This is a genomic window from Streptomyces sp. NPDC051214 (assembly GCF_040682375.1).
Taxonomy (GTDB): Bacteria; Actinomycetota; Actinomycetes; order Streptomycetales; family Streptomycetaceae; genus Streptomyces.
This window is the reverse complement of the sequence record NZ_JBFBAT010000018.1, coordinates 126,637-151,884: the sequence shown is the minus strand read 5'-3', so window position 1 is coordinate 151,884 and position 25,248 is coordinate 126,637. Positions and strand designations below refer to the sequence as shown.

Annotated in this window: 29 protein-coding genes; 18 read left to right on the top strand and 11 right to left on the bottom strand. The window is 70.5% G+C overall.

The genetic code is table 11. From position 1 onward, the window contains the following. Positions 1 to 2: 2 nt before the first annotated feature. The 4 genes from AB0M70_RS36825 to AB0M70_RS36810 all read right to left on the bottom strand — a co-directional run bounded on the left by AB0M70_RS36825 (position 3) and on the right by AB0M70_RS36810 (position 3,644). Positions 3 to 1,010, bottom strand: a complete 1,008-nt coding sequence (locus tag AB0M70_RS36825; RefSeq protein WP_365827255.1) for a COX15/CtaA family protein — start codon at positions 1,008 to 1,010, stop codon at positions 3 to 5. Positions 1,011 to 1,091: 81 nt separating this feature from the next. Beyond that, positions 1,092 to 1,862, bottom strand: coding sequence for an ABC transporter permease (locus AB0M70_RS36820; RefSeq protein WP_365827253.1), 771 nt, complete (start codon positions 1,860 to 1,862; stop codon positions 1,092 to 1,094). Next, positions 1,859 to 2,785, bottom strand: coding sequence for an ABC transporter ATP-binding protein (locus AB0M70_RS36815; RefSeq protein WP_365827251.1), 927 nt, complete (start codon positions 2,783 to 2,785; stop codon positions 1,859 to 1,861). The genes AB0M70_RS36820 and AB0M70_RS36815 overlap by 4 nt, the downstream gene beginning before the upstream one ends. A 46-nt stretch (positions 2,786 to 2,831) precedes the next feature. Beyond that, complete coding sequence (locus AB0M70_RS36810) at positions 2,832 to 3,644, bottom strand: AAC(3) family N-acetyltransferase (RefSeq protein ID WP_365827249.1); 813 nt, start codon at positions 3,642 to 3,644, stop codon at positions 2,832 to 2,834. A gap of 161 nt (positions 3,645 to 3,805) precedes the next feature. Between AB0M70_RS36810 and AB0M70_RS36805 the strand changes: the two genes are divergently transcribed. The 8 genes from AB0M70_RS36805 (at position 3,806) to AB0M70_RS36770 (ending at position 10,382) form a co-directional block, all read left to right on the top strand. Beyond that, a complete protein-coding gene (locus tag AB0M70_RS36805; protein ID WP_365827247.1) occupies positions 3,806 to 4,537 on the top strand; it encodes a metalloregulator ArsR/SmtB family transcription factor in 732 nt (243 codons plus the stop codon). After that, on the top strand, positions 4,534 to 5,955 hold the full coding sequence (gene sufB, locus AB0M70_RS36800; RefSeq protein ID WP_190083270.1) for a Fe-S cluster assembly protein SufB: 1,422 nt from the start codon (positions 4,534 to 4,536) through the stop codon (positions 5,953 to 5,955). The genes AB0M70_RS36805 and sufB overlap by 4 nt, the downstream gene beginning before the upstream one ends. Before the next feature lie 62 nt (positions 5,956 to 6,017). After that, positions 6,018 to 7,199 (top strand): Fe-S cluster assembly protein SufD, encoded by a 1,182-nt coding sequence (sufD, locus tag AB0M70_RS36795; protein ID WP_365827245.1) that lies wholly within the window; start codon positions 6,018 to 6,020, stop codon positions 7,197 to 7,199. Further along, positions 7,196 to 7,528 (top strand): bifunctional 3-phenylpropionate/cinnamic acid dioxygenase ferredoxin subunit, encoded by a 333-nt coding sequence (locus AB0M70_RS36790; protein WP_365827243.1) that lies wholly within the window; start codon positions 7,196 to 7,198, stop codon positions 7,526 to 7,528. The genes sufD and AB0M70_RS36790 overlap by 4 nt, the downstream gene beginning before the upstream one ends. Positions 7,529 to 7,533: 5 nt before the next feature. Beyond that, complete coding sequence (gene sufC, locus AB0M70_RS36785; RefSeq protein ID WP_365827241.1) at positions 7,534 to 8,298, top strand: Fe-S cluster assembly ATPase SufC; 765 nt, start codon at positions 7,534 to 7,536, stop codon at positions 8,296 to 8,298. Then, positions 8,295 to 9,563: a cysteine desulfurase gene (locus tag AB0M70_RS36780; RefSeq protein ID WP_363208036.1), complete on the top strand. Its 1,269-nt coding sequence runs from the start codon at positions 8,295 to 8,297 to the stop codon at positions 9,561 to 9,563. The genes sufC and AB0M70_RS36780 overlap by 4 nt, the downstream gene beginning before the upstream one ends. A gap of 16 nt (positions 9,564 to 9,579) precedes the next feature. Then, positions 9,580 to 10,050 carry a Fe-S cluster assembly sulfur transfer protein SufU gene (gene sufU / locus AB0M70_RS36775; protein ID WP_160504341.1) on the top strand — a complete coding sequence of 157 codons (471 nt, stop codon included), beginning with the start codon at positions 9,580 to 9,582 and terminating at the stop codon, positions 10,048 to 10,050. Next, positions 10,047 to 10,382 carry a metal-sulfur cluster assembly factor gene (locus AB0M70_RS36770; RefSeq protein WP_160504340.1) on the top strand — a complete coding sequence of 112 codons (336 nt, stop codon included), beginning with the start codon at positions 10,047 to 10,049 and terminating at the stop codon, positions 10,380 to 10,382. The genes sufU and AB0M70_RS36770 overlap by 4 nt, the downstream gene beginning before the upstream one ends. A gap of 63 nt (positions 10,383 to 10,445) precedes the next feature. On the opposite strand, the gene AB0M70_RS36765 is transcribed toward AB0M70_RS36770, so the two are convergent. Next, positions 10,446 to 11,546: a hypothetical protein gene (locus tag AB0M70_RS36765; protein WP_365827238.1), complete on the bottom strand. Its 1,101-nt coding sequence runs from the start codon at positions 11,544 to 11,546 to the stop codon at positions 10,446 to 10,448. A 139-nt stretch (positions 11,547 to 11,685) separates the two neighbouring features. Between AB0M70_RS36765 and AB0M70_RS36760 the strand changes: the two genes are divergently transcribed. The 4 genes from AB0M70_RS36760 to AB0M70_RS36745 all read left to right on the top strand — a co-directional run bounded on the left by AB0M70_RS36760 (position 11,686) and on the right by AB0M70_RS36745 (position 14,312). Further along, on the top strand, positions 11,686 to 12,006 hold the full coding sequence (locus AB0M70_RS36760; protein ID WP_365827236.1) for a multidrug efflux SMR transporter: 321 nt from the start codon (positions 11,686 to 11,688) through the stop codon (positions 12,004 to 12,006). Continuing rightward, positions 12,006 to 12,551: a TetR family transcriptional regulator gene (locus AB0M70_RS36755; RefSeq protein ID WP_365827234.1), complete on the top strand. Its 546-nt coding sequence runs from the start codon at positions 12,006 to 12,008 to the stop codon at positions 12,549 to 12,551. Before AB0M70_RS36760 ends, AB0M70_RS36755 begins: the two co-directional genes overlap by 1 nt. A 95-nt stretch (positions 12,552 to 12,646) precedes the next feature. Next, positions 12,647 to 13,636, top strand: coding sequence for a 2,3,4,5-tetrahydropyridine-2,6-dicarboxylate N-succinyltransferase (gene dapD, locus AB0M70_RS36750; protein ID WP_365827232.1), 990 nt, complete (start codon positions 12,647 to 12,649; stop codon positions 13,634 to 13,636). 64 nt (positions 13,637 to 13,700) lie between these two features. Further along, entirely contained in the window at positions 13,701 to 14,312 is a 612-nt protein-coding gene (locus tag AB0M70_RS36745) for a hypothetical protein (RefSeq protein ID WP_365827230.1), read from the top strand. Positions 14,313 to 14,330: 18 nt separating this feature from the next. Here the strand turns inward: AB0M70_RS36745 and dapA are convergent, their stop codons facing one another. Next, entirely contained in the window at positions 14,331 to 15,230 is a 900-nt protein-coding gene (gene dapA, locus AB0M70_RS36740; RefSeq protein WP_365827228.1) for a 4-hydroxy-tetrahydrodipicolinate synthase, read from the bottom strand. A 207-nt stretch (positions 15,231 to 15,437) separates the two neighbouring features. On the opposite strand from dapA, the gene AB0M70_RS36735 reads away from it, so the two are divergent. The 5 genes from AB0M70_RS36735 to AB0M70_RS36715 all read left to right on the top strand — a co-directional run bounded on the left by AB0M70_RS36735 (position 15,438) and on the right by AB0M70_RS36715 (position 18,643). Then, on the top strand, positions 15,438 to 15,602 hold the full coding sequence (locus AB0M70_RS36735; protein WP_365827226.1) for a hypothetical protein: 165 nt from the start codon (positions 15,438 to 15,440) through the stop codon (positions 15,600 to 15,602). Then, positions 15,599 to 16,261 carry a hypothetical protein gene (locus AB0M70_RS36730; protein WP_365827224.1) on the top strand — a complete coding sequence of 221 codons (663 nt, stop codon included), beginning with the start codon at positions 15,599 to 15,601 and terminating at the stop codon, positions 16,259 to 16,261. Before AB0M70_RS36735 ends, AB0M70_RS36730 begins: the two co-directional genes overlap by 4 nt. A 53-nt stretch (positions 16,262 to 16,314) precedes the next feature. Next, entirely contained in the window at positions 16,315 to 17,106 is a 792-nt protein-coding gene (locus tag AB0M70_RS36725; protein WP_365827222.1) for an SGNH/GDSL hydrolase family protein, read from the top strand. Positions 17,107 to 17,183: 77 nt separating this feature from the next. Beyond that, complete coding sequence (locus AB0M70_RS36720; RefSeq protein WP_365827220.1) at positions 17,184 to 17,744, top strand: antibiotic biosynthesis monooxygenase; 561 nt, start codon at positions 17,184 to 17,186, stop codon at positions 17,742 to 17,744. Between the two features lie 158 nt (positions 17,745 to 17,902). After that, positions 17,903 to 18,643: an SRPBCC domain-containing protein gene (locus AB0M70_RS36715; protein ID WP_365827218.1), complete on the top strand. Its 741-nt coding sequence runs from the start codon at positions 17,903 to 17,905 to the stop codon at positions 18,641 to 18,643. 7 nt (positions 18,644 to 18,650) lie between these two features. On the opposite strand, the gene AB0M70_RS36710 is transcribed toward AB0M70_RS36715, so the two are convergent. Further along, on the bottom strand, positions 18,651 to 20,516 hold the full coding sequence (locus AB0M70_RS36710) for an endonuclease/exonuclease/phosphatase family protein (RefSeq protein WP_365827216.1): 1,866 nt from the start codon (positions 20,514 to 20,516) through the stop codon (positions 18,651 to 18,653). A gap of 277 nt (positions 20,517 to 20,793) precedes the next feature. On the opposite strand from AB0M70_RS36710, the gene AB0M70_RS36705 reads away from it, so the two are divergent. Further along, positions 20,794 to 22,254 carry a hypothetical protein gene (locus tag AB0M70_RS36705; RefSeq protein WP_365827214.1) on the top strand — a complete coding sequence of 487 codons (1,461 nt, stop codon included), beginning with the start codon at positions 20,794 to 20,796 and terminating at the stop codon, positions 22,252 to 22,254. A gap of 72 nt (positions 22,255 to 22,326) precedes the next feature. Here AB0M70_RS36705 and AB0M70_RS36700 read toward each other — a convergent pair whose 3' ends face one another. The 4 genes from AB0M70_RS36700 to AB0M70_RS36685 all read right to left on the bottom strand — a co-directional run bounded on the left by AB0M70_RS36700 (position 22,327) and on the right by AB0M70_RS36685 (position 25,202). Continuing rightward, the gene (locus AB0M70_RS36700) at positions 22,327 to 22,773 is read right to left on the bottom strand and encodes a hypothetical protein (RefSeq protein ID WP_365827212.1); all 447 of its coding nucleotides are present in this window, start codon (positions 22,771 to 22,773) and stop codon (positions 22,327 to 22,329) included. Between the two features lie 28 nt (positions 22,774 to 22,801). After that, positions 22,802 to 23,956: a hypothetical protein gene (locus tag AB0M70_RS36695; RefSeq protein WP_365827210.1), complete on the bottom strand. Its 1,155-nt coding sequence runs from the start codon at positions 23,954 to 23,956 to the stop codon at positions 22,802 to 22,804. 81 nt (positions 23,957 to 24,037) lie between these two features. Next, positions 24,038 to 24,265, bottom strand: coding sequence for a hypothetical protein (locus AB0M70_RS36690; RefSeq protein ID WP_365827208.1), 228 nt, complete (start codon positions 24,263 to 24,265; stop codon positions 24,038 to 24,040). Between the two features lie 169 nt (positions 24,266 to 24,434). Then, the gene (locus AB0M70_RS36685; RefSeq protein ID WP_365827206.1) at positions 24,435 to 25,202 is read right to left on the bottom strand and encodes an SDR family oxidoreductase; all 768 of its coding nucleotides are present in this window, start codon (positions 25,200 to 25,202) and stop codon (positions 24,435 to 24,437) included. Between the last annotated feature and the right edge of the window lie 46 nt (positions 25,203 to 25,248).

The window sequence follows — 25,248 nt, the reverse complement described above, 5'->3', positions numbered from 1 at the left end:
GGTCAGACCGCCGAGAGCTGCGAGTCGTCGGCCTGGGCCGGCAGACCGGCGGTGGTGTACGGCCGTTCGCGCAGCGACAGCAGGACGCGCATCACGGCGATCCAGACCACGCACGAGCCGAACATGTGCAGGCCGACCAGGACCTCGGGCAGGTCCGTGAAGTACTGGACGTAGCCGATCGCGCCCTGGGCGAGCAGGATCAGGAAGAGGTCGCGGGTGCGGTGCAGCGGGCCCTTGGGGGCGTCGACCGCCTTGAGGACGAACCACAGGGCGAACGTCAGCGTCACCACGATCCAGGCGAGCACGGCGTGCAGCTTGCTGACCGTCTCCCAGTCGAAGCCCATCCGCGGCACCTCGCTGGAGTCACCCGCGTGCGGCCCGGAGCCGGTCACGACGGTGCCGACCGCGATGAGCAGCACGGACGCCACGACCAGGAACCACACCAGCTGCACCACGGCCTTGCCGACCAGCGGGCGTACGTCGGCGTCGCCCTCGCGGGTGCGCTGCCACATCGTGACGGCGACCGCGATCAGGGCGGTGGAGAGCAGGAAGTGCGCCGCGACCGTCCACGGGTTCAGGCCGACGAGGACCACGATGCCGCCGAGCACCGCGTTGCCCATGACCAGCCAGAACTGGACCCAGCCGAGCCGGGTGAGGCTGCGCCGCATCGGATTCTGCGAGCGCGCCGTGATGATCGCCCAGCCGACGGCCGCGCAGAGCACGTACGTCAGCATGCGGTTGCCGAACTCGATGGCTCCGTGGAAGCCCATCTCGTGGGTGGCCGTCAGGGAGTCGTCCGTGCACTTGGGCCAGGTCGGGCAGCCGAGGCCCGAACCGGTCAGGCGGACGGCGCCGCCGGTGACCACGATGCACACCGTCATCGCGAGCGAGATGAGGGCGGCGCGCTGCACGGTCCGCTGCTGCGGGGTCCAGCGTCCGGCGATGAAGGCGAGCGGGTTGCGCACGGCGGAGACGGCGTCGGCTCGGGTCACGTTTGGCACGGGGACCATCGTAGGGGGCCGCTTGTGCACGGCTTCACGAGGGGGACGTATCCGGTGCTTCTGTGACGCGGCTTACCTCTGTTGCCGCCGCTACTCCCAGCGGAAGAACCTGCCCGCGGCGCCGAGTCCGACGACGGCCCAGACCGCGAGGATCGCGAGGTCCCCCCACGGCATCCCCGCGCCGTCCTGGAGCACGTCCCGCAGGCCGTCGGAGAGCGCGGAGATCGGCAGCAGGCCGAGCACCGACTGGGCCGCGTCGGGGAACTTGTCCAGCGGCACGATGACGCCGCCGCCCACCAGCAGGAGCAGGAAGACCAGGTTGGCGGCGGCGAGCGTCGCCTCGGCCTTCAGGGTGCCCGCCATCAGCAGGCCGAGGCCGGAGAAGGCCGCCGTGCCGAGGACCAGGAGGAGGAGTACGGCGAAGGGGTTGCCGTGCGGTGACCAGCCGAGCGCGAAGGCGATCGCCGTCAGGAGCACGATCTGCAAAACCTCGGTGACAAGCACGGACAGGGTCTTCGCCGCCATCAGCGCCCAGCGGGGCAGGGGCGAGGCACCGAGCCGCTTGAGCACGCCGTAGCGGCGCTCGAAGCCCGTGGCGATGGCCTGCCCGGTGAACGCCGTGGACATCACGGCGAGGGCGAGGATGCCGGGGGCGAGGAAGTCGACCGCCTTGCCCTCGCCCGTGTCGACGATGTCGACCGCGCTGAACAGGACGAGCAGAAGGGTCGGGATCACCACCGTGAGAAGGAGCTGTTCGCCGTTGCGCAGCAGCATCTTCGTCTCGAGCGCCGCCTGCGCGGCGATCATGCGGGGGAGCGGGGCGGCGCCCGGCTTCGGCGTGTACGTACCGGCGGCGCTCATCCGCGCAGCTCCTTGCCTGTGAGCTCCAAGAAGACGTCTTCAAGGGTGTGGCGTTCGACGGCGATCTTCTCCGGCATCACGCCGTGCTGGGCGCACCAGGAGGTGACCGTGGCGAGCAGCTGCGGGTCGACCGTGCCGCTCACGCGGTAGGCGCCCGGGGTGAGTTCGGCCGCCGCGGAGTCCGGCGGGAGTGCCTTGAGGAGCGAGCCGACGTCGAGTCCGGGGCGACCGGAGAAGCGCAGGGTGTTCTCGGCACCTCCACGGCACAGCTGCTCGGGGGTGCCCTCGGCGATGACCTTGCCCGCGTCGATGATGGCGACCTCGTCGGCGAGCTGCTCGGCCTCGTCCATGTGGTGCGTGGTGAGGATGACGCTGACGCCGTCGGTGCGCAGATCGCGTACGAGATCCCAGGTGGCCCGGCGTGCCTGCGGGTCGAGGCCCGCGGTCGGCTCGTCCAGGAAGACCAGTTCGGGCCGGCCGACCACGGCCATGGCGAGCGCGAGGCGCTGCTGCTGGCCGCCGGACAGGCGCCGGTAGGTGGTGCGGCCGCAGCTCTCCAGGCCCAGGCGCTCGATCAGCGCGCCCACGTCCAGGGGGTGCGCGTGCAGCTTCGCCATGTGGCGCAGCATCTCGTCGGCGCGGGCGCCGGAGTAGACGCCGCCGGACTGGAGCATCACGCCGATGCGGGGGCGCAGCGCGCCGGCCTCGCGGACCGGGTCGAGGCCGAGGACGCGGACCGTGCCCGCGTCCGGCCTGCGGTAGCCCTCGCAGGTCTCGATCGTGGTGGTCTTGCCTGCGCCGTTCGGCCCGAGGACCGCGGTGACGGTACCCGCGCGGACCCGGAGGTCGAGGCCGTCCACCGCGGTCTTCTTGCCGTACCGCTTGACCAGGCCGGTGACCTGGACGACGGACTCAATTCCCATGCCGGGAAGTCTAGAGAGGGGCGGACGGGGCGCGGGCAGGGGGCTGTCAGCCGGCCCACTCGGCCCGTGAACGGTGGGTCTCCAGCCACCCTTGTGCGTACGCGACCGCGTCGGCCACCGGGAAGAGGCGGGCCGTCGCGGCGCCCACCGTGCCGCGCACCACGGGGCGGTCCCGCTCGAAGTCCGCGCCGAGTTCGTCGAAGCGCTCCTCGGAGATCGAGGTCTCGCGCACCGTCGTCCAGCGGCGGCCCTCCGGGGTCATGACCGCGAAGGAGTTCTCGGTCTCGGGGGCGGTGAGGCGGTATTCGGCCAGGTGGAAGGAGGTGCAGGTGTCGAAGCCCGCGCCGAGCAGCAGGACCCGGGCGCCCGACGCCTCCAGGCGGGCCAGCGGGCTGCGCTCGCCGAGGCGGCAGTCGAGGGCGTGCCCCTCCAGGAGCGCCTGCGCGCGGGGGCCGACCGCGGCGAAGGACGTCTGGGGGTGGGCGCTGCGATGGGCGCCGGGCCAGGTCCGTACGGTCTCGGGGATCACGCCGACGCCTCGGGTGGGGGCGGTGCGCGGGTCGTAGGCGGGGATGGAGGCGCGGATCTCGGGCCACCAGGACTCCGGGACCGGCGGGTTCTCCCACTCGGCCGGGTCGGAGTTGTCGCTGGACTGCGTGGGGACCACGAGCGTGCCCTTTTGGCCCAGTGCGTCGAGCAGCGCCTGGACGACCGCGATCTGGCCTCCGACGACCCAGCCGAGGGAGCTGAGCGAGGAGTGCACGAGGAGGATCTCGCCGGGACTCACACCGAGCTCGCGGAGGTCGGCCGCGAGGGACGCGCGCGTACACAAAGGCCCGGTGGGAGGGGGTGTCGACATGGTCAGGGAGTCTCCTCGCCCGTGTCGTCCCGCGCCACCGATTTGATCGATCAGTGATCATTTCCGCAGGTCAGCTTAGGTATGCCTAAGTGATGCAGCGCACCGGACCGTGATCCCGACGCGGGTTGTCAGGCTCTGAGGAATTACGCAACAATGGCGTTGTGAAAAACGTCGGCGAGGCTCCGCAGGAGGAACTCGCGACCGGGGAGCGGTCTACACGCAACCGGGTCGCGCGCTCCATCCTGGACCACGGCCCCTCCACGGTGGCCGACCTCGCAGGCCGCCTCAAGCTGACCCAGGCCGCCGTGCGCCGCCACCTCGACACCCTCGCCCACGAGAACGTGGTCGAGCCCCGTGAGCAGCGGATCTACGGCGCTCGTACGCGCGGGCGCCCCGCCAAGGTGTTCGCGCTCACCGACTGCGGCCGGGACGCCTTCGACCAGTCGTACGACAAGCTCGCCGCCGACGCCCTGCGCTGGATCAGTGAGCGGCACGGCGAGGGAGCGGTCGTCGAATTCGCCCGTGAGCGGATCGCGGCCCAGGCCGAGGTCTACCGCAAGGCGATGGACGCGGCGCCCCCCGAGCAGCGCACGGAGGCTCTCGCGAAGGCGTTGACCGCCGACGGGTACGCTGCTACGGCCCGCACGGCCCCCGTAGGCGAGCAGCTGTGCCAGCACCACTGCCCGGTCGCCCACGTCGCCGAGCAGTACCCACAACTTTGCGAGGCGGAGACAGAGATGTTCTCCGCCCTCCTCGGGACGCACGTCCAGCGGCTCGCCACCATCGCCCACGGCGACGGCGTCTGCACGACGTTCATCCCGCGCAACACCCCACACGCTTCACAGACCACTGACAAAGCATCCGCAAGCAAGGCCGGGAGGAACCCCGCATGACGCTCCCCACGGAGACTGCCCACCCCGAACTCGAGGGTCTGGGCACGTACGAATACGGCTGGGCCGACTCCGACGTGGCCGGGGCGTCCGCCAAGCGCGGCATCAACGAAGACGTCGTGAAGGACATCTCGGCCAAGAAGAACGAGCCGGAGTGGATGACCAAGCTCCGTCTCAAGGGCCTGCGCCTCTTCGACAAGAAGCCCATGCCGAACTGGGGCTCCGACCTCTCCGGCATCGACTTCGACAACATCAAGTACTTCGTGCGGTCCACGGAGAAGCAGGCGGAGTCCTGGGAGGACCTGCCCGAGGACATCAAGAACACGTACGACAAGCTCGGCATCCCCGAGGCGGAGAAGCAGCGCCTCGTCGCCGGTGTCGCGGCCCAGTACGAGTCCGAGGTCGTCTACCACCAGATCCGTGAGGACCTGGAGGAGCAGGGCGTCATCTTCCTCGACACGGACACCGCCCTGAAGGAGCACCCGGAGCTCTTCAAGGAGTACTTCGGCACCGTCATCCCCGTCGGTGACAACAAGTTCGCCTCGCTGAACTCCGCCGTGTGGTCCGGTGGCTCGTTCATCTACGTCCCCAAGGGCGTGCACGTCGAGATCCCGCTCCAGGCCTACTTCCGCATCAACACGGAGAACATGGGCCAGTTCGAGCGCACGCTGATCATCGTCGACGAGGACGCGTACGTTCACTACGTCGAGGGCTGCACGGCGCCGATCTACAAGTCGGACTCGCTGCACTCCGCGGTCGTCGAGATCATCGTGAAGAAGGGCGGCCGCTGCCGCTACACGACGATCCAGAACTGGTCGAACAACGTCTACAACCTGGTCACCAAGCGCGCCGTGGCGTACGAGGGCGCGACCATGGAGTGGATCGACGGCAACATCGGCTCCAAGGTGACGATGAAGTACCCCGCCGTCTACCTGATGGGCGAGCACGCCAAGGGCGAGACGCTGTCCATCGCCTTCGCGGGCGAGGGCCAGCACCAGGACGCCGGATCGAAGATGGTCCACATGGCGCCCAACACGTCCTCCAACATCGTCTCGAAGTCCGTGGCGCGTGGCGGTGGCCGCACCTCCTACCGCGGTCTCGTCGAGATCGGCGAGGGCGCCGCCGGATCGAAGTCGAACGTCCTGTGTGACGCGCTGCTCGTCGACACGATCTCCCGCTCGGACACGTACCCCTACGTGGACGTGCGCGAGGACGACGTGTCCATGGGCCACGAGGCGACCGTCTCCAAGGTCTCCGACGACCAGCTCTTCTACCTGATGAGCCGCGGTCTGACGGAGTTCGAGGCCATGGCGATGATCGTGCGCGGCTTCGTCGAGCCGATCGCCAAGGAGCTGCCCATGGAGTACGCCCTGGAGCTGAACCGGCTGATCGAGCTGCAGATGGAGGGCTCGGTCGGTTAAGACCGGACACCGTCCCCGCAGCGACCGACTTCTTTACCCAGAGAGAGAGCACGACGACAGCCATGGCTGAGGCTCAGAACATCCCGGTGGGCTCGACCACCGCCGGATCGATCGCGGTGGCCGCCGAGTCCACCGTCGCGACCCGCATGAGCGCTCCCCCGTCCTTCGACGTGGCGGACTTCCCCGTCCCCCACGGCCGCGAGGAGGAGTGGCGGTTCACGCCGCTGGAGCGCCTTCGCGGGCTGCACGACGGCACCGCGGTCGCCACCGGCGGCATCCGTGTCGAGGTGACGGCCCCCGCGGGCGTGACCCAGGAGACCGTCGGCCGTGACGACGCGCGCGTGGGCAAGGCGGGCAGGCCCGTCGACCGCGTGGCCGCGCAGGCCTACTCGTCCTTCGAGAAGGCCTCGGTCGTGACCGTCCCCAAGGAGACGGTCCTGACCGAGCCGATCCGGATCGCCGTGCACGGCGAGGGCGGCACCGCCTTCGCGCACCAGGTCATCGAGGTGGGCGCGTTCGCCGAGGCCCTCGTCGTCATCGACCACACCGGTGACGCCGTGCTCGCGGCCAACGTCGACTACCTCTTGGGCGACGGCGCCAAGCTCACCGTCGTCTCCGTCCAGGACTGGGACGACAAGGCCGTGCACATCGCGCAGCACAACGCGCTGATCGGCCGGGACGCCTCCTTCAAGTCGGTCGTCGTGACCTTCGGCGGCGACGTCGTACGCCTGCACCCCCGCGTCGAGTACGCGGGCACGGGCGGCGAGGCCGAGCTCCTCGGCCTGTACGTCACCGACGCCGGCCAGCACCAGGAGCACCGCCTCCTGGTCGACCACAACCAGCCGCACTGCAAGTCGAACGTCGTCTACAAGGGCGCGCTCCAGGGCGACGACGCCCACGCGGTGTGGATCGGCGACGTCCTCATCGAGGCCGCCGCCGAGGGCACGGACACGTACGAGATGAACCGCAACCTGGTTCTGACCGACGGCGCCCGCGTCGACTCCGTGCCGAACCTCGAGATCGAGACCGGCGAGATCGTCGGAGCGGGCCACGCCTCGGCGACCGGCCGCTTCGACGACGAGCAGCTCTTCTACCTCCAGTCGCGCGGTATCCCGGAGGACGAGGCGCGCCGCCTGGTCGTCCGCGGCTTCTTCGCCGAGCTGGTCCAGCAGATCGGTCTGCCGGACGTCGAGGAGCGCCTCATCGCGAAGATCGAAGAGGAGCTGGAGGCGACGGTCGCATGACCTTCGACCATGGCCGATTCATTCGGGCCTGTGGCCTGAGCGAGCTGTCGGAGGACACCCCGAAGCGGGTGGAACTCGACGGCACGCCGGTCTCGGTCGTCCACACCGAGGGCGAGGTGTTCGCGATCAACGACATCTGCTCGCACGCGAACGTCTCCCTCTCCGAGGGCGAGGTGGAGGACTGCCAGATCGAGTGCTGGCTGCACGGCTCCGCCTTCGACCTCCGTACCGGCAAGCCGTCCGGTCTTCCCGCGACGCGCCCCGTCCCCGTATACCCCGTAAAGATCGAAGGGGACGATGTGCTCGTCTCCCTCACCCAGGAGTCCTGAGGCACATGGCAACGCTTGAAATCCGAGACCTGCACGTCACCGTCGAGGCCGACAACGCCACGAAGGAGATCCTCAAGGGCGTCGACCTCACCGTGAAGCAGGGCGAGACGCACGCCATCATGGGCCCGAACGGCTCCGGCAAGTCGACGCTCGCCTACTCCATCGCGGGTCACCCCAAGTACACGATCACCCAGGGCACCGTCACCCTCGACGGCGAGGACGTCCTCGAGATGTCCGTCGACGAGCGTGCCCGCGCCGGCATGTTCCTCGCCATGCAGTACCCGGTCGAGGTCCCCGGCGTCTCGGTCTCCAACTTCCTGCGCACGTCGGCGACGGCGATCCGCGGCGAGGCCCCCAAGCTGCGCACCTGGGTGAAGGAGGTCAAGGGCGCGATGGAGCAGCTCCAGATGGACCCGGCCTTCGCCGAGCGCAACGTGAACGAGGGCTTCTCCGGCGGTGAGAAGAAGCGCCACGAGATCCTCCAGATGGAGCTCCTCAAGCCGAAGATCGCGATCCTCGACGAGACCGACTCCGGCCTGGACGTCGACGCCCTGCGCCAGGTCTCCGACGGCGTCAACCGCGTCCGCGAGACCGGCGAGGTCGGCACCCTGCTGATCACGCACTACACGCGCATCCTGCGCTACATCAAGCCCGACTTCGTGCACGTCTTCGCGAACGGCCGCATCGCCGAGTCCGGCGGCGCCGAGCTCGCCGACAAGCTCGAGGCCGAGGGCTACGAGGCTTACACGAAGGGTGGCGTATCCGCGTGACAGTGGCCCACCAGGGGCTCTCCGGCCTCCTCGACACCGAGGCGATCCGCAAGGACTTCCCGATCCTGGATCGCACGATCCACGACGGCAAGAAGCTCGTCTACCTGGACAACGCGGCGACGTCCCAGACGCCGCGCCAGGTGCTCGACGTACTCAACGAGTACTACGAGAAGCACAACGCCAACGTCCACCGCGGTGTGCACGTCCTCGCGGAGGAGGCCACGGCGCTCTACGAGGGCGCCCGTGACAAGGTCGCGGCGTTCATCAACGCGCCGAGCCGCGACGAGGTGATCTTCACCAAGAACGCCTCGGAGTCGCTCAACCTCGTGGCCAACATGCTGGGCTGGGCCGACGAGCCCTACCGCGTGGACCACGAGACCGAGATCGTCATCACGGAGATGGAGCACCACTCCAACATCGTGCCGTGGCAGCTGCTCTCGCAGCGCACGGGCGCGAAGCTGAAGTGGTTCGGTCTCACGGACGACGGCCGGCTCGACCTGTCCAACATGAACGAGATCATCACGGAGAAGACGAAGATCGTCTCCTTCGTCCTGGTCTCCAACATCCTGGGCACGCAGAACCCCGTCGAGGCGATCGTCCGCCGTGCGCAGGAGGTCGGCGCGCTCGTCCTCATCGACGCCTCGCAGGCGGCCCCGCACATGGTGCTCGACGTGCAGGCGCTGCAGGCCGACTTCGTGGCCTTCACCGGCCACAAGATGCTCGGCCCGACGGGCATCGGCGTGCTGTGGGGACGGCAGGAGCTCCTGGAGGACCTCCCGCCCTTCCTCGGCGGCGGCGAGATGATCGAGACCGTGTCGATGAACTCCTCGACCTACGCTCCCGCGCCGCACAAGTTCGAGGCGGGCACGCCCCCGGTCTCCCAGGCCGTCGGCCTGGGCGCGGCCGTGGACTACCTCTCGGCCATCGGCATGGACAAGATCGCCGCTCATGAGCACGCGATCACCGAGTACGCGGTCAAGCGCCTCCTGGAGGTCCCCGACCTCCGGATCATCGGCCCGGCATCGGCCGAGGACCGCGGCGCCGCGATCTCCTTCACGCTCGGCGACATCCACCCGCACGACGTGGGCCAGGTCCTGGACGAGGAAGGCATCGCGGTCCGCGTGGGTCACCACTGCGCCCGCCCCGTCTGCCTCCGCTACGGAATTCCTGCGACCACGCGAGCGTCGTTCTATCTGTACTCCACGCCCGGCGAGATCGACGCTCTCGTCGACGGCCTGGAGCACGTACGGAACTTCTTCGGCTGAGGGGCTGGCTGGGAACGTGAAGCTGGATTCGATGTACCAGGAAGTCATCCTGGACCACTACAAGCACCCGCACGGGCGCGGTCTTCGTGATGGCGACGCCGAGGTGCACCACGTCAACCCGACGTGCGGCGACGAGATCACGCTGCGCGTCAAGTACGACGGGTCGACGATCGCCGACGTGTCGTACGAGGGCCAGGGCTGCTCCATCAGCCAGGCCAGCGCGTCCGTCCTGAACGACCTGCTTGTCGGCAAGGAACTCGCCGAGGCGCAGAAGGTCCAGGAGGTCTTCCTGGAGCTGATGCAGTCCAAGGGCAAGCTGGAGCCGGACGACGCCATGGAAGAGGTCCTGGAGGACGCCGTCGCGTTCGCCGGGGTCTCGAAGTACCCGGCGCGTGTGAAGTGTGCGCTGCTGAGCTGGATGGCGTGGAAGGACGCGACGGCCCAGGCGCTGGGTACCGACGACGTCGCTGAGAGGAAGACCGCATGAGCGAGAACGAGACCCTGACCAAGCCGGCCTCCGAAGAAGAGGTCCGCGAGGCGCTGTACGACGTGGTCGACCCCGAGCTGGGCATCGACGTCGTCAACCTCGGCCTGATCTACGGCATCCACGTCGACGACGCGAACATCGCGACGATCGACATGACGCTCACCTCGGCGGCCTGCCCGCTGACGGACGTCATCGAGGACCAGGCGAAGTCCGCCACCGACGGCATCGTCAACGAACTCCGGATCAACTGGGTCTGGATGCCGCCGTGGGGCCCGGACAAGATCACGGACGACGGCCGCGAGCAGCTTCGCGCGCTCGGGTTCAACGTCTGAGGTGTGACAGGTAGTTCTTCCGGTTCGGCCCCCTGCGCTGCTGCGCAGGGGGCCGAACCGCGTTCAGCTCCCTTGCGGGGATTCGGCCTGCGCAAGGGTGTGCGCGAGGCCCTCCTTGCGGATGCGCCGGTCGATGTAGAGCAAGGCGGTCACCAGCGGCAGGAACACGCTGGCCGCCAGTTGCGTGATGAACGTGGCGACCAGCGAGAACAGGGCGAACAGGCCGAACTGGGAGCGCAGTTGGTCCAGGAAATAGGCCGAAGCGGAGTCGTCCGGGTCGACCGGGGGCGGGGCCGGCGCGGTGAATTGCAGGGGGAGTCGCAGGGCGAGGGAGACGCCCATCACGATGAGCCCCGCGAGCAGTGAGATGCCGAAGGTGCGCCACCAGGCGCCCCGGACCAGGCGTACGGAGCGCCGCAGCGCCGTGAACGGGCCCGCTGTCTCGAGGGCCGCGGCGGCCGGGGCGAGGGCGAACAGGACGTACAGCCAGGCCGCGAGCGGCAGCGTCACCAGGAACAGCGGGAAGACCAGGCCGATGGGGATGAGCGACTGGGTCATCATCAGGAAGAGGAGCGAGAGGAAGAGCAGCGCGAACGCGGCCACCGGCAGCATCAGGACGACCGAGAGCAGCAGGGTCACGGCAAGCACGGACGGTGTCCGCGACCAGGCCCTGCGCCACACCGCACCGAACGTCGCCGGGCGGCCGAGGACCGCCTCGTGCAGCGTGGCGGCGCATGCGGCCTGGATGAACGAGTTGACGACCAGCGTGGCGAGCATGAACACCAGCCACGCCAGGCCGAACGCGACCAGGATCGGCCTGCCGTCGTCCCAGGAGAAGTCCGCGCCGGTTTCGTGCAGGACGCGGATGTGCTCGCGGGTCGCGACGTAGGCGAGCGCCCCGCCGACCACGACGACGAGGGCGAGCAGACCGTAGGCGGCGGCCGCGGTGCCGAACAGCGGCTTGGCGTAGCGCCGCATCGTCGCGAACGCGCCGCCGATGACGTGGTTGGCGCCCAGCGGTGCGAGGGGTATGACGCCGGGCTTGGGCGGCGGCGGTGGCGGGGTCCATCCGTAGCCGTTCCAGCCCCAGCCGGGTGGCGCTCCGTACGGCCCCGGCGGTGCGCCGTAAGGCGCCTGTGGTCCCCGCCCCGATGTGTCTGACATCGCTCTTGTGCTCCGTGGTCTCGTGCGGTTCTCGCCGCGTCGCCCCTGTGGCCCCCCCCACAGTGATCGCGTCACCTTAGCCCGCTCCGGTCACCGTCGTTGTGTACGGCCGTACGCAACGATGTGTACTCTCGTACACATGGGATACGGACTGCTGGCCGGAGCGATCGTGGCGGAGGTGGCCGGGACGACGGCCATGAAGTACAGCGAGGGGTTCAGCAAGCTCTGGCCCTCGCTGATCACCGTCGCGGGCTATCTGATCGCCTTCACGCTGCTCGCACAGACCCTGAAGACGCTCTCCGTCGGCACCGCCTACGCGATCTGGGCCGGGATCGGGACCGCCGCCGTGGCCGCCATCGGCATGATCTTCATGGGTGAGTCCGCGGGCCTCGCCAAGATCGCGGGGATCGCCCTCGTCATCGCGGGCGTCGTCCTGCTGAACCTGGGCGGTGCGCATTGATGGCCCGGCGTTACGACCCCGAGCGGCGTACCCGGATCATCGACGCCGCGATCCGGGTGGTGGGGGCGAAGGGGATAGGCGGGCTCAGCCATCGCTCGGCCGCCGCCGAGGCCGATGTGCCGCTCGGGTCCACCACGTACCACTTCAAGACACTCGACGAGCTGCTCCTCGCAGCGCTGGAGAAGGCCAACGAGGGCTTCGCGAAGGTCGTCGCGAGCCGGGGCGGCTTCCAGGACCCCCGGGTCGACCTCGCCGGTGAGATCGCCGAGGTGCTCGGGATGTGGCTCGGCCAGGAACGCACGGGGATCGAGCTGGAGTACGAGCTGTATCTGGCCGCCCTGCGCAGGCCCGCCCTGCGCCCGGTCGCCGCCTGCTGGTGCGACGGACTCGCCGAGGTCTTCGCCGAACGCACCGACCCGGCCACCGCGCGTGCGCTGGTCGCCCTGATGGACGGAATCTGCCTCCAGGTGCTGCTCACGGACGGCACCTACGACGAGGCGTACGCCCGCGAGATGCTGGGCCGGCTGATCCCCCGCGACGGCTGACCGTCACCGTGGTCCGGCCACGGTCCCGGAAGCTCGCCGGCCCGGAGGCTGAGACCGGTTCGCTCGGGCGGTGCGGTGACCGTTAGGTTTTCCCCATGACCGACACGAACGCTTCCCGCACCACCGGCGCCGTCGCCGCAGGCCTCGCCACCCTCACCGCCGACGGCACCGTCCTCGACACCTGGTTCCCCGCGCCCGAGCTCGTCGCCGAAGCGGGCCCCGCAGGCACCGAGCGGCTCACCGCCGAGCGTGCCGTGCAGCTGCTCGGCGAGGGCGCGGGCAAGGCCATCGGCCTGGACGCCCGCCGTGGCGTGGAGATCGTCGCCGTCCGTACGGTCATCTCGTCCCTCGACGAGAAGCCGGTGGACGCCCACGACGTCTACCTGCGCCTGCACCTGCTCTCGCACCGCCTGGTCAAGCCGCACGGCGTGAACCTCGACGGCCAGTTCGCCTTCCTCGCCAACGTCGCGTGGACCTCGCTCGGCCCGGTCGCCGTCGACGACGTCGAGAAGGTCCGGCTCAACGCCCGCGCCGAGGGCCTGCACCTCGCGGTGACCTCCGTCGACAAGTTCCCGCGCATGACGGACTACGTCACGCCGAAGGGCGTCCGCATCGCCGACGCCGACCGCGTGCGGCTCGGCGCGCACCTCGCCGAGGGCACGACCGTCATGCACGAGGGCTTCGTGAACTTCAACGCGGGCACGCTCGGCACCTCCATGGTCGAGGGCCGTATCTCCGCGGGTGTCGTCGTCGGTGACGGCTCCGACATCGGTGGCGGCGCCTCCACGATGGGCACCCTCTCCGGCGGCGGCAACGTCCGCATCGTCATCGGCGAGCGCTGCCTGATCGGCGCCGAGGCGGGCGTGGGCATCGCGCTCGGCGACGAGTGCGTCGTCGAGGCCGGGCTCTACGTCACCGCGGGCACCCGCGTGACCATGCCCGACGGACAGATCGTCAAGGCCCGCGAGCTCTCCGGCGCCTCGAACATCCTCTTCCGCCGCAACTCGGTCACCGGCGCCGTCGAGGCCCGCCCGAACAACGCGGTGTGGGGCGGCCTGAACGACGTGCTGCACAGTCACAACTGACGTACCGCGTATCCCTCTCGTCCCGCGCGGCTGCGTATGCTGCGCGGGACGACAGGAGACTGACATGCGCGGAACGGGGATCAGGGCCGTAGCCCTGGGCGCGGTGACGGTACTCGGCCTGGTGGCCGGGTGCGGCGAGAGTGCGGGGCAGGGCGAGGGCGCCGACCGCAAGGCGGCACAGAGCATGAGCCGGGCCGCCGCCACCGGCGACCACGGCCATCCGCTGGAGAAGAGCGACATCCCGTGGAGCGGCAGTCCCAGCCCCTTCAACGCGCAGGTCAAGCTCGCCGACGGGCGACGCGTGGCGATGCACTACATGAAGGGCAAGGGGCTCTTCGTGCAGGACTACAGCCCCAAGGCCAAGGGCTGGTCCAAGTCGGCCGTCGTGTACAAGACGGAGACCGATGCCTGCCAGGGGATCACGCTCAAGGCCAAGGACGGCACCGTCGCGGCCTTCGGGGACTTCGGCGTGTACTGCGCCGACGGTGAGCCGCCGACCGAGTCGGTCGCCGCGGTCGCCACCGGCCCGCTGACGAAGTGGGCCACGCACCTCACGAAGGACTTCGACGGCTGGGAGAAGATCGCCGTCGCCACCGGGGGCAAGAAGGTCACGTTCAGCGGGGGCGGCGAAACGCTCGTGTGGACCAAGGCCGGTGGCTTCCCCGCCGCGGGCTGATTCCCGCCGGCGGCCGCGTCACAGCGCTTCGTAAGCCGCGAGCAGCCCGTCGGTCGCCTGGCGGCTGGCGGGTCGCAGGGGTGCGCGGACCGGGCCGCCGGGCAGGCCGAGCGCGTTCAGCAGGGCCTTGGAGGTGACCGTGCCCGGGAGGCCCGCGCCCATCATCAACTCGATGAGCTCCATGGACTGTTGCTGGAGGCGGCGGGCACCGGCGGTGTCGCCCGCGTCGAACGCGTCGATGATGGCGCGGAGACGGCGCGGTACGACGTTGGCCACCGTGCTGATGTAACCGACGCCGCCGACCGCGTACAGCGCAAGGATGAACTCGTCGCAGCCGGTGTAGTAGGCCAAGTCGGTTTGTGACAACACCTTCTGAGTGGCCATCAAGTCGTACGCGCAGTCCTTCACGGCGACGATCCGCGGATGGTCCGCGAGCCGCAGCATCGTGTCCGGTTCGATGCGCGTCCCGGTGCGCCCCGGGATGTCGTAGAGCGCGAGCGGAAGCCCTGTCGCGTCGGCGACCTCCAGGAAGTGGGCCTCGACGGCGTCCTGCGGCGGCTTGCTGTAGTAGGGCGTGACCACCAACAGGGCGTCCGCGCCCGCCTTTTCGGCCTGCAGTGCCATCTCGACGGTGTGCCGGGTGGCGTAGCTGCCGACGCCCGCGACGATCCTGGCCCGGTCGCCGACCGCCTCGGCGACGGCGCGGACGAGCGCGGCCTTCTCGTCGTCGGAGGTGGTGGGGGACTCGCCGGTGGTGCCGGACAGGACGAGCCCGTCGCAGCCTTCGGCCACCAGGCGGTCGGCGAGCAGCTGGGCACCGTCGAGATCGAGCACGCCGTCGTCCGTGAAGGGCGTGACCATCGCGCAGAGGGCGCGGCCGAGGGGAGGGGCCGGAGCTGTCGATGAGGGTGAGGTCATAGGGGCAGTGTCGGTACGCCGACGCTGAAGCTCCACTTAATTCTGCTACGAGGTATGCGACAGGAACGCTAAGAGGTGGCCGCTGTGCCCGGCCGTGAGCCGGCGGTCAGCGGGTCGGGACCTAGTGCCAACTCGCCCCCGTATGCGCCACCATGGGCCGACGGTAGTCGACGGACGGCCGCGCGGCGGCCGGCCACAGGAGGCGTCATGAGGCTGGGCAAAGCACTCGCCACCGGGATCGCCGAAGAAGACCCGCAGGAGCGGCTGCAGAAAGACCTCGAACAGCACGTGGAGTCCGAGCCCGAACCGGCGCCGACGGCCGCGGAGCCGTCGGCCGAGGTTCCGGCGCCCGGGGTCCCGGCGGCCCGGTGAGGCTGCGGCTCCCCGCGGAACGCCCGAAGGAGCCGCCGACCGGATACAAGATCGCCCGCCTCGCGCTGTCCCAGGACGGCGCGCGGGCGGGGTTCACCGGCGTCTCCCTGGGTGCCGCCCTGCCCTACGGCGTGCTCGACGAGGCCCGCTGCGTCTACGGGCGACGGCACGCGGCTCCGCACCGCCGCTGCGACTGCGGGTTCCACTGCGTCCACGAACACGCCACGGCCCAGGCCTTCTTGTGCACCGCCGAGCACCGCGGGGCGGCGTTGCTGCGGGTCACCGTGCTCGGCGCGTACATCCGCTTCGAGCGGGGCTTCCGGTACGCGCGGCAACGGGTGCGGGCCGTGACGGTGCAGCCCTGCCGCTGCGGGGCGCGCGCCTCGGTCCTCGCGGACGCCGGGTGGGGCAGGCCGGGGTGGCGGGTGGTCGAGGGGGTGTGCGCGCTGTGCGCGGGCAGGCGTACGTCGATGCGGCTCGCGGAGTTCGCCCGCCTCGCCGGGGAGGGCCTCACGGTCACCGGAGTGGGCCCCGGGTCCGTGCCGGGGTCGCCCTCCGAGGCCATGGGAGTGCCCGAACTGGTCGCGGAGGCGGCGCTGCTGCAGGCCAGGCTCGACGTGTTCCAGGGCGAGCTGGCGCGCCTTTCGGAGGCCGAGTAGCGCCGGGGGCCCGTCGCGTTGACGTTCCCTCACTCCGCGGGGAAGCTCTGGCCATGACGACGCACACGTACACCCGTTACGTCGCGATCGGCGACAGTCAGACGGAAGGGGTCGGCGACGGTGACGAGGTGCACGGACACCGCGGCTGGGCCGACCGGCTCGCCGAGATCCTGGCCGAGGGGAACCCGGGGTTCGGATACGCGAACCTCGCCGTACGGGGCAGGCTGACGGCCCGCATCAAGGCCGAGCAGCTGGTCCCGGCCCTCGCGCTGCGCCCCGACCTGGTCACGGTCATGGCGGGGATGAACGACCTGGTGCGCCCCGGCTTCGACGCGGCGCAGGTGGTCGGCGACATCGAGGACATGTTCACCGAACTGACCGCGGCGGGCGCGCGCGTGGCCACCGTGACGTTCCCCGACCTCGGGCGGATCTCGCCGCTCGCGCGCAGGGCGCTGCCCCGCGTCCTCGACCTGAACGCCCGTATCCGCGCCGCCGCGGACCGCCACGGGGTCGTCGTCCTCGACACGTTCCCGCACCGGGTCACCACGGACCCCCGGCTGTGGAGCACCGACCGTCTGCACGCGAGCCCGCTGGGGCACGCCCGGATCGCCGCGGGCATGGCGGACGCGCTGGGCGTCCCCGGCCACGAGGACTGGACACGGCCGCTGCTGCCCCCGCCGCCCCCGGTCTCCGCGCTGCGTGCGGTGGCGGCGGAGACGGCGTGGTTCGCGGGGTTCATGGGGCCGTGGTTGTGGCGACGCGTGCGCGGGCGCTCGTCGGGCGACGGGCGTGCGGCCAAGCGTCCCGAGCTCGGGCCGGTCGCCGCTTCTCCCGAACGGGCTTGACCTCAAGTTTGCTTGAGGTCGCAGGCTGTGTGGACCGGGCCAAAGCAGGGCCCGTCCACACGCTGAAGGAGCAGGTCATGAAGGCACACGTCGACGCCACCACCCTCCCCGACCCGGCCCGCGCGGACGGCGGCCTCGTCTTCCTCAGCACCTGGAGCACGGGTACGCCGGAGCGGCAGCGGGCGACGGTCGAGGCGATCGCCACGGCCTGGGGGAGCCGCCCGTGGCCGCACGAGGGCCTGCTCTCGTACACCGTGTACGCCGGGGCGGACGGCTCAACCGTGGCGCACCGCTCGCACTGGCGTGACGACGCGGCGTACCAGGACTTCTTCGCGCACGGCAGGGACGAGCGGAACGCCGAGATCGACGCGGCGGTGCCGGGCATCGAACGGCTGGGGCTGCACAAGACGCGGCTGCGGGACGGGACGGCGCGCGCGGCCGGTGACGGCCGGCCGGCCCGGGTGATCGTGATCGCCGAAGGGGAAGCGGGCGCGCAGGCGGCGCCGGGCCTGATATCCGCCCACTTCCACGTGACGACGGACGGCGGTCAGGTGATCCGCTACGAGGAGTGGGAGAGCGGCGAGGGGCTGCCCGACGAGGGCACGTACCGCCTGGCGTACGGGATCGAGCCCCGCTGACCCCCGCGGTCGTACGTTCCGAGAAGGCCGGCGATTTCGCCCCCGACACGCACTTCCTGCCCGGTCGTCGCGCACCCCTTCCCCGGCACCGCCGATGCCCTGGACGGGGAGGGGTGCCGGTGGGATGTTGAAGCGATTCGGGACGTCAGGGGGCCGCCATGACCGCAGGCAAGGAGTTTGAGATCGAGCGGGAGTTCGAGGTCGATGCCTCTCCCGCCGAGGTCTGGGACGCGTTCACCACCGGCACCGGTGGCTGGTTGTGGCCCATGGTGGAGTACGAACCCCGCGAGGGCGGAGCCGCCCCCCACGGCGGCACCGTCACCCACTGGGAGCCACCGCACCGCCTCACCGACCGCGTCGACGACCCCGAACACCTCCCGCCCGGCCAGACCGTCAACCGGCTCGACCGCGTCATCGAGCCCCGCGACGGCGGCCGCCGCTCCTGGGTCCGCTATGTGCACAGCGGCATCCTCACCGACGACTGGGACAACCAGTACGAGGGGGCCAGCAAGCACACCGACTTCTACCTGCACACCCTGCGCCAGTACCTGACGTACTTCACGGGCCTGCCCGTCACCTTCACCACCCTCGACGGACCCGCCCCCTCCACCGCCGCGCACGCCTTCGTCAAGCTCGGCCGCCGCCTCGGGCTGCCCGACGACGCGTCCGAGGGCGCCCGCGTACGGGTGGACGCCCCCGGCGAAGCCCTCGACGCGATGGTCGACTTCCGCAGCAGGCACTTCATCGGCCTGCGCACGGACACCGCGCTCTACCGCTTCTTCGGCCGCAACCACTTCGGTGCCCCGGTGGGCGTCAGCATCCACGACTTCGCGCCGCAGGCGGACGCCAAGGGCACCGAAATGGCATGGCGGGACTGGCTGCTCAGGCTCTACGCGTGACCCTCGGCTACGGCTTGAACCTCAGCACCTGCGGGTCATGGTCACTGTTCTGCTCGGCGAACTCCGCGTTGATGTGCACGCTGTCGTACGAGAAGCCCTTCGACCCCGCACGCCCCACCCCCGGGCTGGTCAGGATCTGGTCGAGGACCTGCGAGTTGCCCTGGTAGACGTACGAGTAACGCTCGGACCGGGGAAGGGACTTCGCGGCGGACTTCAGCGCACCGCCTGCCTCGAGGGCGGCCGTCGTCGCCGAGAACTCGAAGTCGTTCACGTCCCCGACGACCACCACGTCCGCGTTCTTCTCGGCCTTGCGCACATCCCGCACGAAGGAGTTCACGGCCTGCGCCTGCCGGAGCCGCTTGGCCTCGGAGGACCGCACCGGCGGCTGGTGCCGAGAGGTGAGACCCTCGTCGCCGCCCTTCGACCCGAAGTGGTTCGCGACCACGATCACGCTGCGCCCCCGGAAGCGGAACTCCCCGGCCAGCGGCTTGCGGCTGTCCGCCCACGCGGTGTTCGCGGGGTCGACGCGCCCGGGGGAGAGCGTCAGCGCGGCGCGCCCGGAGGTCCTTACGACCCCCGTACCCGTCGTCGCGTCGCCCTCGCCGCGGTCCGTGAAGGAGACCCGCTCGGGGTTGAAGAGGAACACCTGGCGGATGTTGCCGCCCGGCTCCCCGCCGTCCTTGTTGTTCTCCGGGTCGATGGACCGCCACTCATAGCGGGGCCCGCCCGCGGCGACGATCGCGTCCGCGAACTTCTTCAGGGTCGCCTCCGCCGAGACCGTCCCGTCGTTCTTCGCGCCGTTGTCGTCCTGGATCTCCTCCAGGGCGAGGATGTCGGGCGAGGCGAGGTTCGTGACGACCGCCCCGGCCAGCGCGTCGAACTTCGCCTGCGGGTCGCCCGGGTCGAGGTTCTCGACGTTGTACGTCGCGACGGCGAGCTCACCCTTGGCCTGGCGCCGCGTCTTCTCCCGTACGAGCCCCTTGTCCTCGACCTCGCCGAGCGTCCGCGCGACCAGCGTGTAGCCGCCGAACTGGTTGAAGTCCAGGGGGCCTTCGGCGCCGCCGGACAGCGAGTCGCCGACGTTCGCCTTCGGGAAGGGACGCTCGGAGACCGGAGCCAGCTGCTGGATCTGCAGGCGCCCGGTGTTCTGGTCGTCGTAGGACCTGTACACCGTGCCGCCGCGCCGGTTGGCGTTCTCGTGCGGCTTCACGGTGACCCACAGCTCCGAGTACGGATCGGTGGCGCCGACCACGCGCGAGGTGCCGACGCGCACGTTCATGCCCTCGAGGGACTCGTACAGGTCGAGGGCGTACGAGCGGGGCCTGAGGGGCAGCGCGCTGATGTCGCCGCCGGCAGCGGGGTCCCCCTCGGGCGCGTACGCGGAAGGCACCGACTTGGCGGTCACCGTGACGGGCGCGGGCAGCGTGTTGCCGGACGACTCGACCGTCACCGCCGGCTTGGTGAGCTGGGTCAGGGACTGGTTGCCGGACGCCTCGCCGCCGGGGACGTACTCGCCGACGGTCCCGGAGACGCGGACCGCGTCACCGGCCTTCACGGTCAGGGCGGCCGAGCCGGTGTAGACGAAGACGCCCTCGCTGGTCGCGGGGTCGGCGTCGGCCTTCGGGTCCTGGATCCAGAAGCCCTTCGAGCCGTACGTACGGACGCCGGTCACGATGCCCGTCACGTCCGTGACCTGCTGCCCCGCGAGGGGCGAGAGGCGGGTGGCGCCCTGGATGTCGTGGACGCGCACCTCGGCGGCGGAGGCGGACGAGGTGCTCACGGCGAGCAGACCGGCGGCCAGGGCGGTGGCCACGACGGTGGAGACGGCGGCGGATCTCACGGCGGGCCGGGTGGCACGGGATATGTGCGGCATCGAGGAACTCCGGATGAGGGTGAGGTCGTATGACGAGGGTGAGAGCGAGCGGGGCGGGCCGGTGGGCCCGCAGCGCTCTACGCGCGTCAATCTCTTGTGTGCCCAGGGGAGTTGTCAAGGTTCGGCGGGTGTTCTCACCCTGTATGTCTCCTGACAGGGACATGAACCGGGCGGCATGGGTGGAAATCCGTCTAGGCTTCGGTCCAGCAGACCTTTCCCCGGGTGCTCGGCCCCGCCCGAGCAGGGGACGCCCCATCCTTCGGAGGAGAACCAGCCGATGTCCGTAAGTCCCGCCACCCTGCCGCCGGTGCTGCTGCACTCCGAAGCGGAACTCGCGCGGGCCGCGCTCGCCACACCGCTGCTCTCCCGCGCCGCGCGGCTCGCCCGCTGGGCGGGCCCTCAGACGCGTGTCGGGGCGGGCGGTGAGCTCATCGAGGAGCAGCTGCCGGCCGCCGCGGCCGAGCTGGGCCTGGCCGCCGACGACCCGGACGCCGCCGCGTACGCGAGCGAGGCCTGGCGCATCGCCGTCGACACGGGTCTGGTGGACGTCACGGACGCGGACGAGTCGGAGGGCGAGGACGCGCCGGGCACGGTGGCCGCGGGCGAGGACCTCGCCGCGCTCACCTCCGGCAGCCCGCAGGACATCCTGGCCGTCTGGCTCGGCGCCCTGGACACCGTCTACTCGGACGCGACCGTGCCCGACATGGACAACCTCCTCGACGTCCTGGAGGAGAAGGGCGAGGTCGACTTCGAGGAGCTCGGCTGGGACCCGCAGGCCGAGGCGGACTTCCTGGACGGCGTGCTCGGCAACCTCTACCTGCTCACCGCGGGTGAGGCCGGGGCGGGCGAGGGCCCGGTGCCGCTGCCCGCGCTCGCCGCGTCGATGATCGTGCCCGACGACATGGGAGAGCCGACGGACGACATCCTGGAGCAGGTGTCGGACGCGATGATGAAGCTCGACGACCAGTTCCGGCTCTTCGAGCCGCTCGGCCTCGTCGAGTACCAGCCGGTCGACGAGGCCCTCATGGTCGACATCGACGAGGCCGAGGCGCCGCTGCCGGACGACGACGAGGACGTCACGCGGTACGGGATGGTCAAGCTGACCCCGCTCGGTGTGTACGGCATCAGGGCGCGGATGCTGGAGGCCGGTGTGGACGCCCCGGCCGTCGGTGATCTCACGGACAAGGGCGCCGACGCGCTGCTCGAAGGGACGGCAGGATTCCCGCAGGCCGCCGCGCAGGCCGAGATCGAGCAGTGGCTCGCCCGGCACGAACCGCTGGGCGCGGCACGGGAGTTGCTGGCCGCCGCACGCGGCGGGGACGAGGGCGCGCCGCTGCGCCGGCTCCGCTGCCAGCAGGCGCTCTCGCTGGTCGGCGACGAGGCGGAGCCCGCCCTGCGGGAGGTGCTCGACGACGCCGAGCTCGGCGGGCTCGCCCGGGTGTGGCTGGCCGAGCACGGGGCGGCCGACGTGCCCGCGCCCTCCGAGGCGCTGGTCTTCTGGCTGACCATCGACACGATCGCCGCGCAGCTCGCGGCCGAGGGCAACTCGGACGAGCTGCAGGGGCTCGTGGAGGGTCTCTCGGAGCAGCACAGCGGTTTCTTCGCCGCGGCCTGGCGGGTCGAACACCCCGCCACCGCGGACGTCCTGGAGGCGATGGGGCGGCTGCACCCCGACAAGAAGGTGGCCAAGGAGGCCCGCAAGGCGGCCTTCAAGGCCCGTTCGCAGCAAGGGATGTGACGCGCCGGTGAACCGGCCGGGGCAGACATTTCTCTTTCGTCTGCCGTGCGCCCGGCCGGTTCCCGGTTCAGCTCAGCACTGATACATCGTCGTGTGCTTGAACGACGACGTCGCGCCGTTGAAGCCGTACGTCCCCCGGTACGCCGGAGGGTTCTGGTACTCGCCGACGATCGTGATCGTGTCGGCGCAGGACCCCTGGCCGGTGCGCTTGGCGTCCAGTCGGATGGTGTCCCCGATGAATCCGCCCGTGATGTCCCACGGAGCGCCGCAGATGCCGGAGGTGATCTGCCCGCCCAGGACCACGTGCGGGTAGGTGTTCGGGTTGAACTTCACCTCCATCGCGAAGGTGACCGCGCCGTTGTGCAGCTCCAGCTTGGAGGTGGTGGAGACCGCCTCGGCGGACACCTCCTGGGTCGCGGAGAACGCCTCGTCGCGCGTCTTGACCTCGGCGCCCTGCGGATTGTGGAAGCGGTGCTCCGCGCGGGCCTGGCCCTTCTGCTTGCGTGCCTGAGTGGTCATGGAAGCCCTCCTCTCGTGGTGCGACCGGTCAGGCCAGCTGTTCGGAGACCTCGACCCGCAGCAGCGCGCGGACGTTCTCGAAGTGGTTGAGCACGGTGACGGTCGAGGAACCGGCGAACAGCAGGCCGAGCGCGACGTTGTCGAGCGAGGTCACCAGGGACCCCGAGTCGCCGCCCGCCGAGATGTTCGTCGTCAGGATCTGGTCCTTGAAGCGGGCCGTGCCCGCCGTGCCGTAGTTGACGTCGATGGTGGCGTCGACCGCGATGATCCGGCCGAAGGAGATGTTGGTCGTCCGGCCGGTCTTCTTCACCAGGTCGCCGACCGCGACATTGGCCTTGCGGCGCCAGGCGCGCGGGGCTCCGCTGAAGTACGTCTCGCGGGTCGCGTCCTGGAAGTCGACGGTGCCGAGGGCCGCGTCGACGACGTTGTTGTGCCGCTCCAGCGGGATCTGCGGGGCGAACTGGATCGTGATGAAGCGCTCCAGGGTTGCGATGCGGTCGGCCGGGTCCTGGCCGCCGTCGAAGACACCCGGCTGCACGATCGCGCTGCCCAGCTGGGCGCGGTTGGAGTCGGCGAGCACGTGGTTGTTGGACAGGATGTAGAACTTCGCCGGTACGCCGAGGCCGGGGCCCGGCGGGTCGACCGAGGCGCCGGGCAGGAAGTCGTAGACCACGCTGCCGAGCGTGCCGGCCGTCACGCGTACGTTGCCGACCGAGGCGCCGGAGGGGCACGGGCGCATCCGGCGCCTGAGGAGCTGCGGCTCGAAGGCGCCGAGTCCGGAGAGCTCTTCGAGCATGGGCTGCGAGAGGCCCGCCAACTGCCCGCTCAGGCCGCCGTCGGGGCCGAACGCCGCCGAGCGGTCGTCGGTGCGTCCCGCCTTGCGCTGCTGCCGCTGCGCGGCGACGTGGCCGACGGCCACGACGTCGGTGGGGGTGCCGTCGTCCATCTGGGCGGGGATGACGTCCCGCTCCGGGAGCATGGACTCCGGGATCTTCTGGGTCACGAACACGATGACCGCGGGTTCGCCGGTGGGCTCTCCCTCGATCCACTTCACGCCGTGGCCGAAGCCGACGACGTTGGCCGGTGACGTCTGGGAGCCCAGGAAGTCCCCCGCCGCCTGCCGGCGCGAGCTGTCGCTGAGCTGACCGCCGGTGGGTCCTCGCATCAATTCGGGCTGGCTCACCACGCCAGACCACCTCTTCCCCTTGGTTGAAGGGTGGAGTTCCGGTCGGCTTCCGCGGGCCATCGGCTTCCGCGGGCCGTCCTACTGCGCCGCGGGCTCACCGATGGCGAGTACGCGCACGGGGACGCCTTCCAGCACCGCCGGAACCACGTCTTCGTCTTGGAGTCGGTCACGGGGCACCTTGCGGGTCACGAACACGACGATCACGTCCGCTCCCGAGCGGTCGTCCTTGCCGATGCCGACGCCGGTGACATTGGCCAGCTTCATCAGCCGGTCCTCATGGAGGCTGCGTGCCTGCGATGCGTCCACGCGGCTCGCCTCCCCCAACGGGTGATGCAGGTAGGGGATGTCTATTGCCGTGTGGGAGGCGGGTCAAGGCGTTCCGCACGAAATCTTGGCTTTGCGGGTGATCTGCTCCTGTTGACCTTGTTTACGAAGATTCTTCCGACTGCCGGCTCAGGGCCCGGGAGCACCCGACTCACGTACGCAGATGTGAGGCGCCGTTCAGGTCGAGGACCGTGCCCGATGCCCATTCCGCGACCGGAGAGGCCAGCCACAGCACCGCCGCGGCGATCTCGTCCGCCGTGCCCGCACGGCCGAACGGGCTCTGCGCGCGGATCGCCGCGCCCTCGTCGCCGCTCAGCCGGTGGGCCACCCGTTCGGTCTCGAAGAACCCGGGGGCCACCGACGCCACCGCGATCCCGTACGGCGCGAGCGACACCGCGAGGGACTGGCCGAGCGCGTGCACGGCCGCCTTGGTCGCCCCGTACGCCGGGTGGTCGGGCTCCCCGCGGAACGCGCCGCGCGAGCCGATGTTCACGATCCGGCCGCCCGTGCCCTGGTCGATCATCCGGCGCGCCGCCAGATGACTGAGGTTGGCCGTCGCGAGAAGGTTCACCGACACATGCCGCCGCCAGAGCGCCGCCCAGTCCTCGTACGACGTGTCGGCGAGGGGGTGCGGCAGATTCACGGCGGCGTTGTTGACCAGCACGTCGAGCCCGCCGAGCGCTTCGGAAGCCCGCCCCGCGACGTCCGCGGCGCCCGCCGGGTCCGACAGGTCGCCGCCCACCAGGACGTGGCCCTCGCCCGTGAGCGAGCCGAGCGTCGCGCGCGCGTCGTCCTCGCGCGAGCCGTAGTGCACCGCGACGCGGTCGCCGTTCGCCGCGAAGGCGCGGGCGAGGGCTCTGCCCAGGCCTCGGGAGGCGCCGCTGATCAGGACGCGGCGGTCGGTGCCTGGCAGGTTCATGGAAGGAGGCCCCTTGACGTCGGACGGTGTTCAACCGCCGTTTATA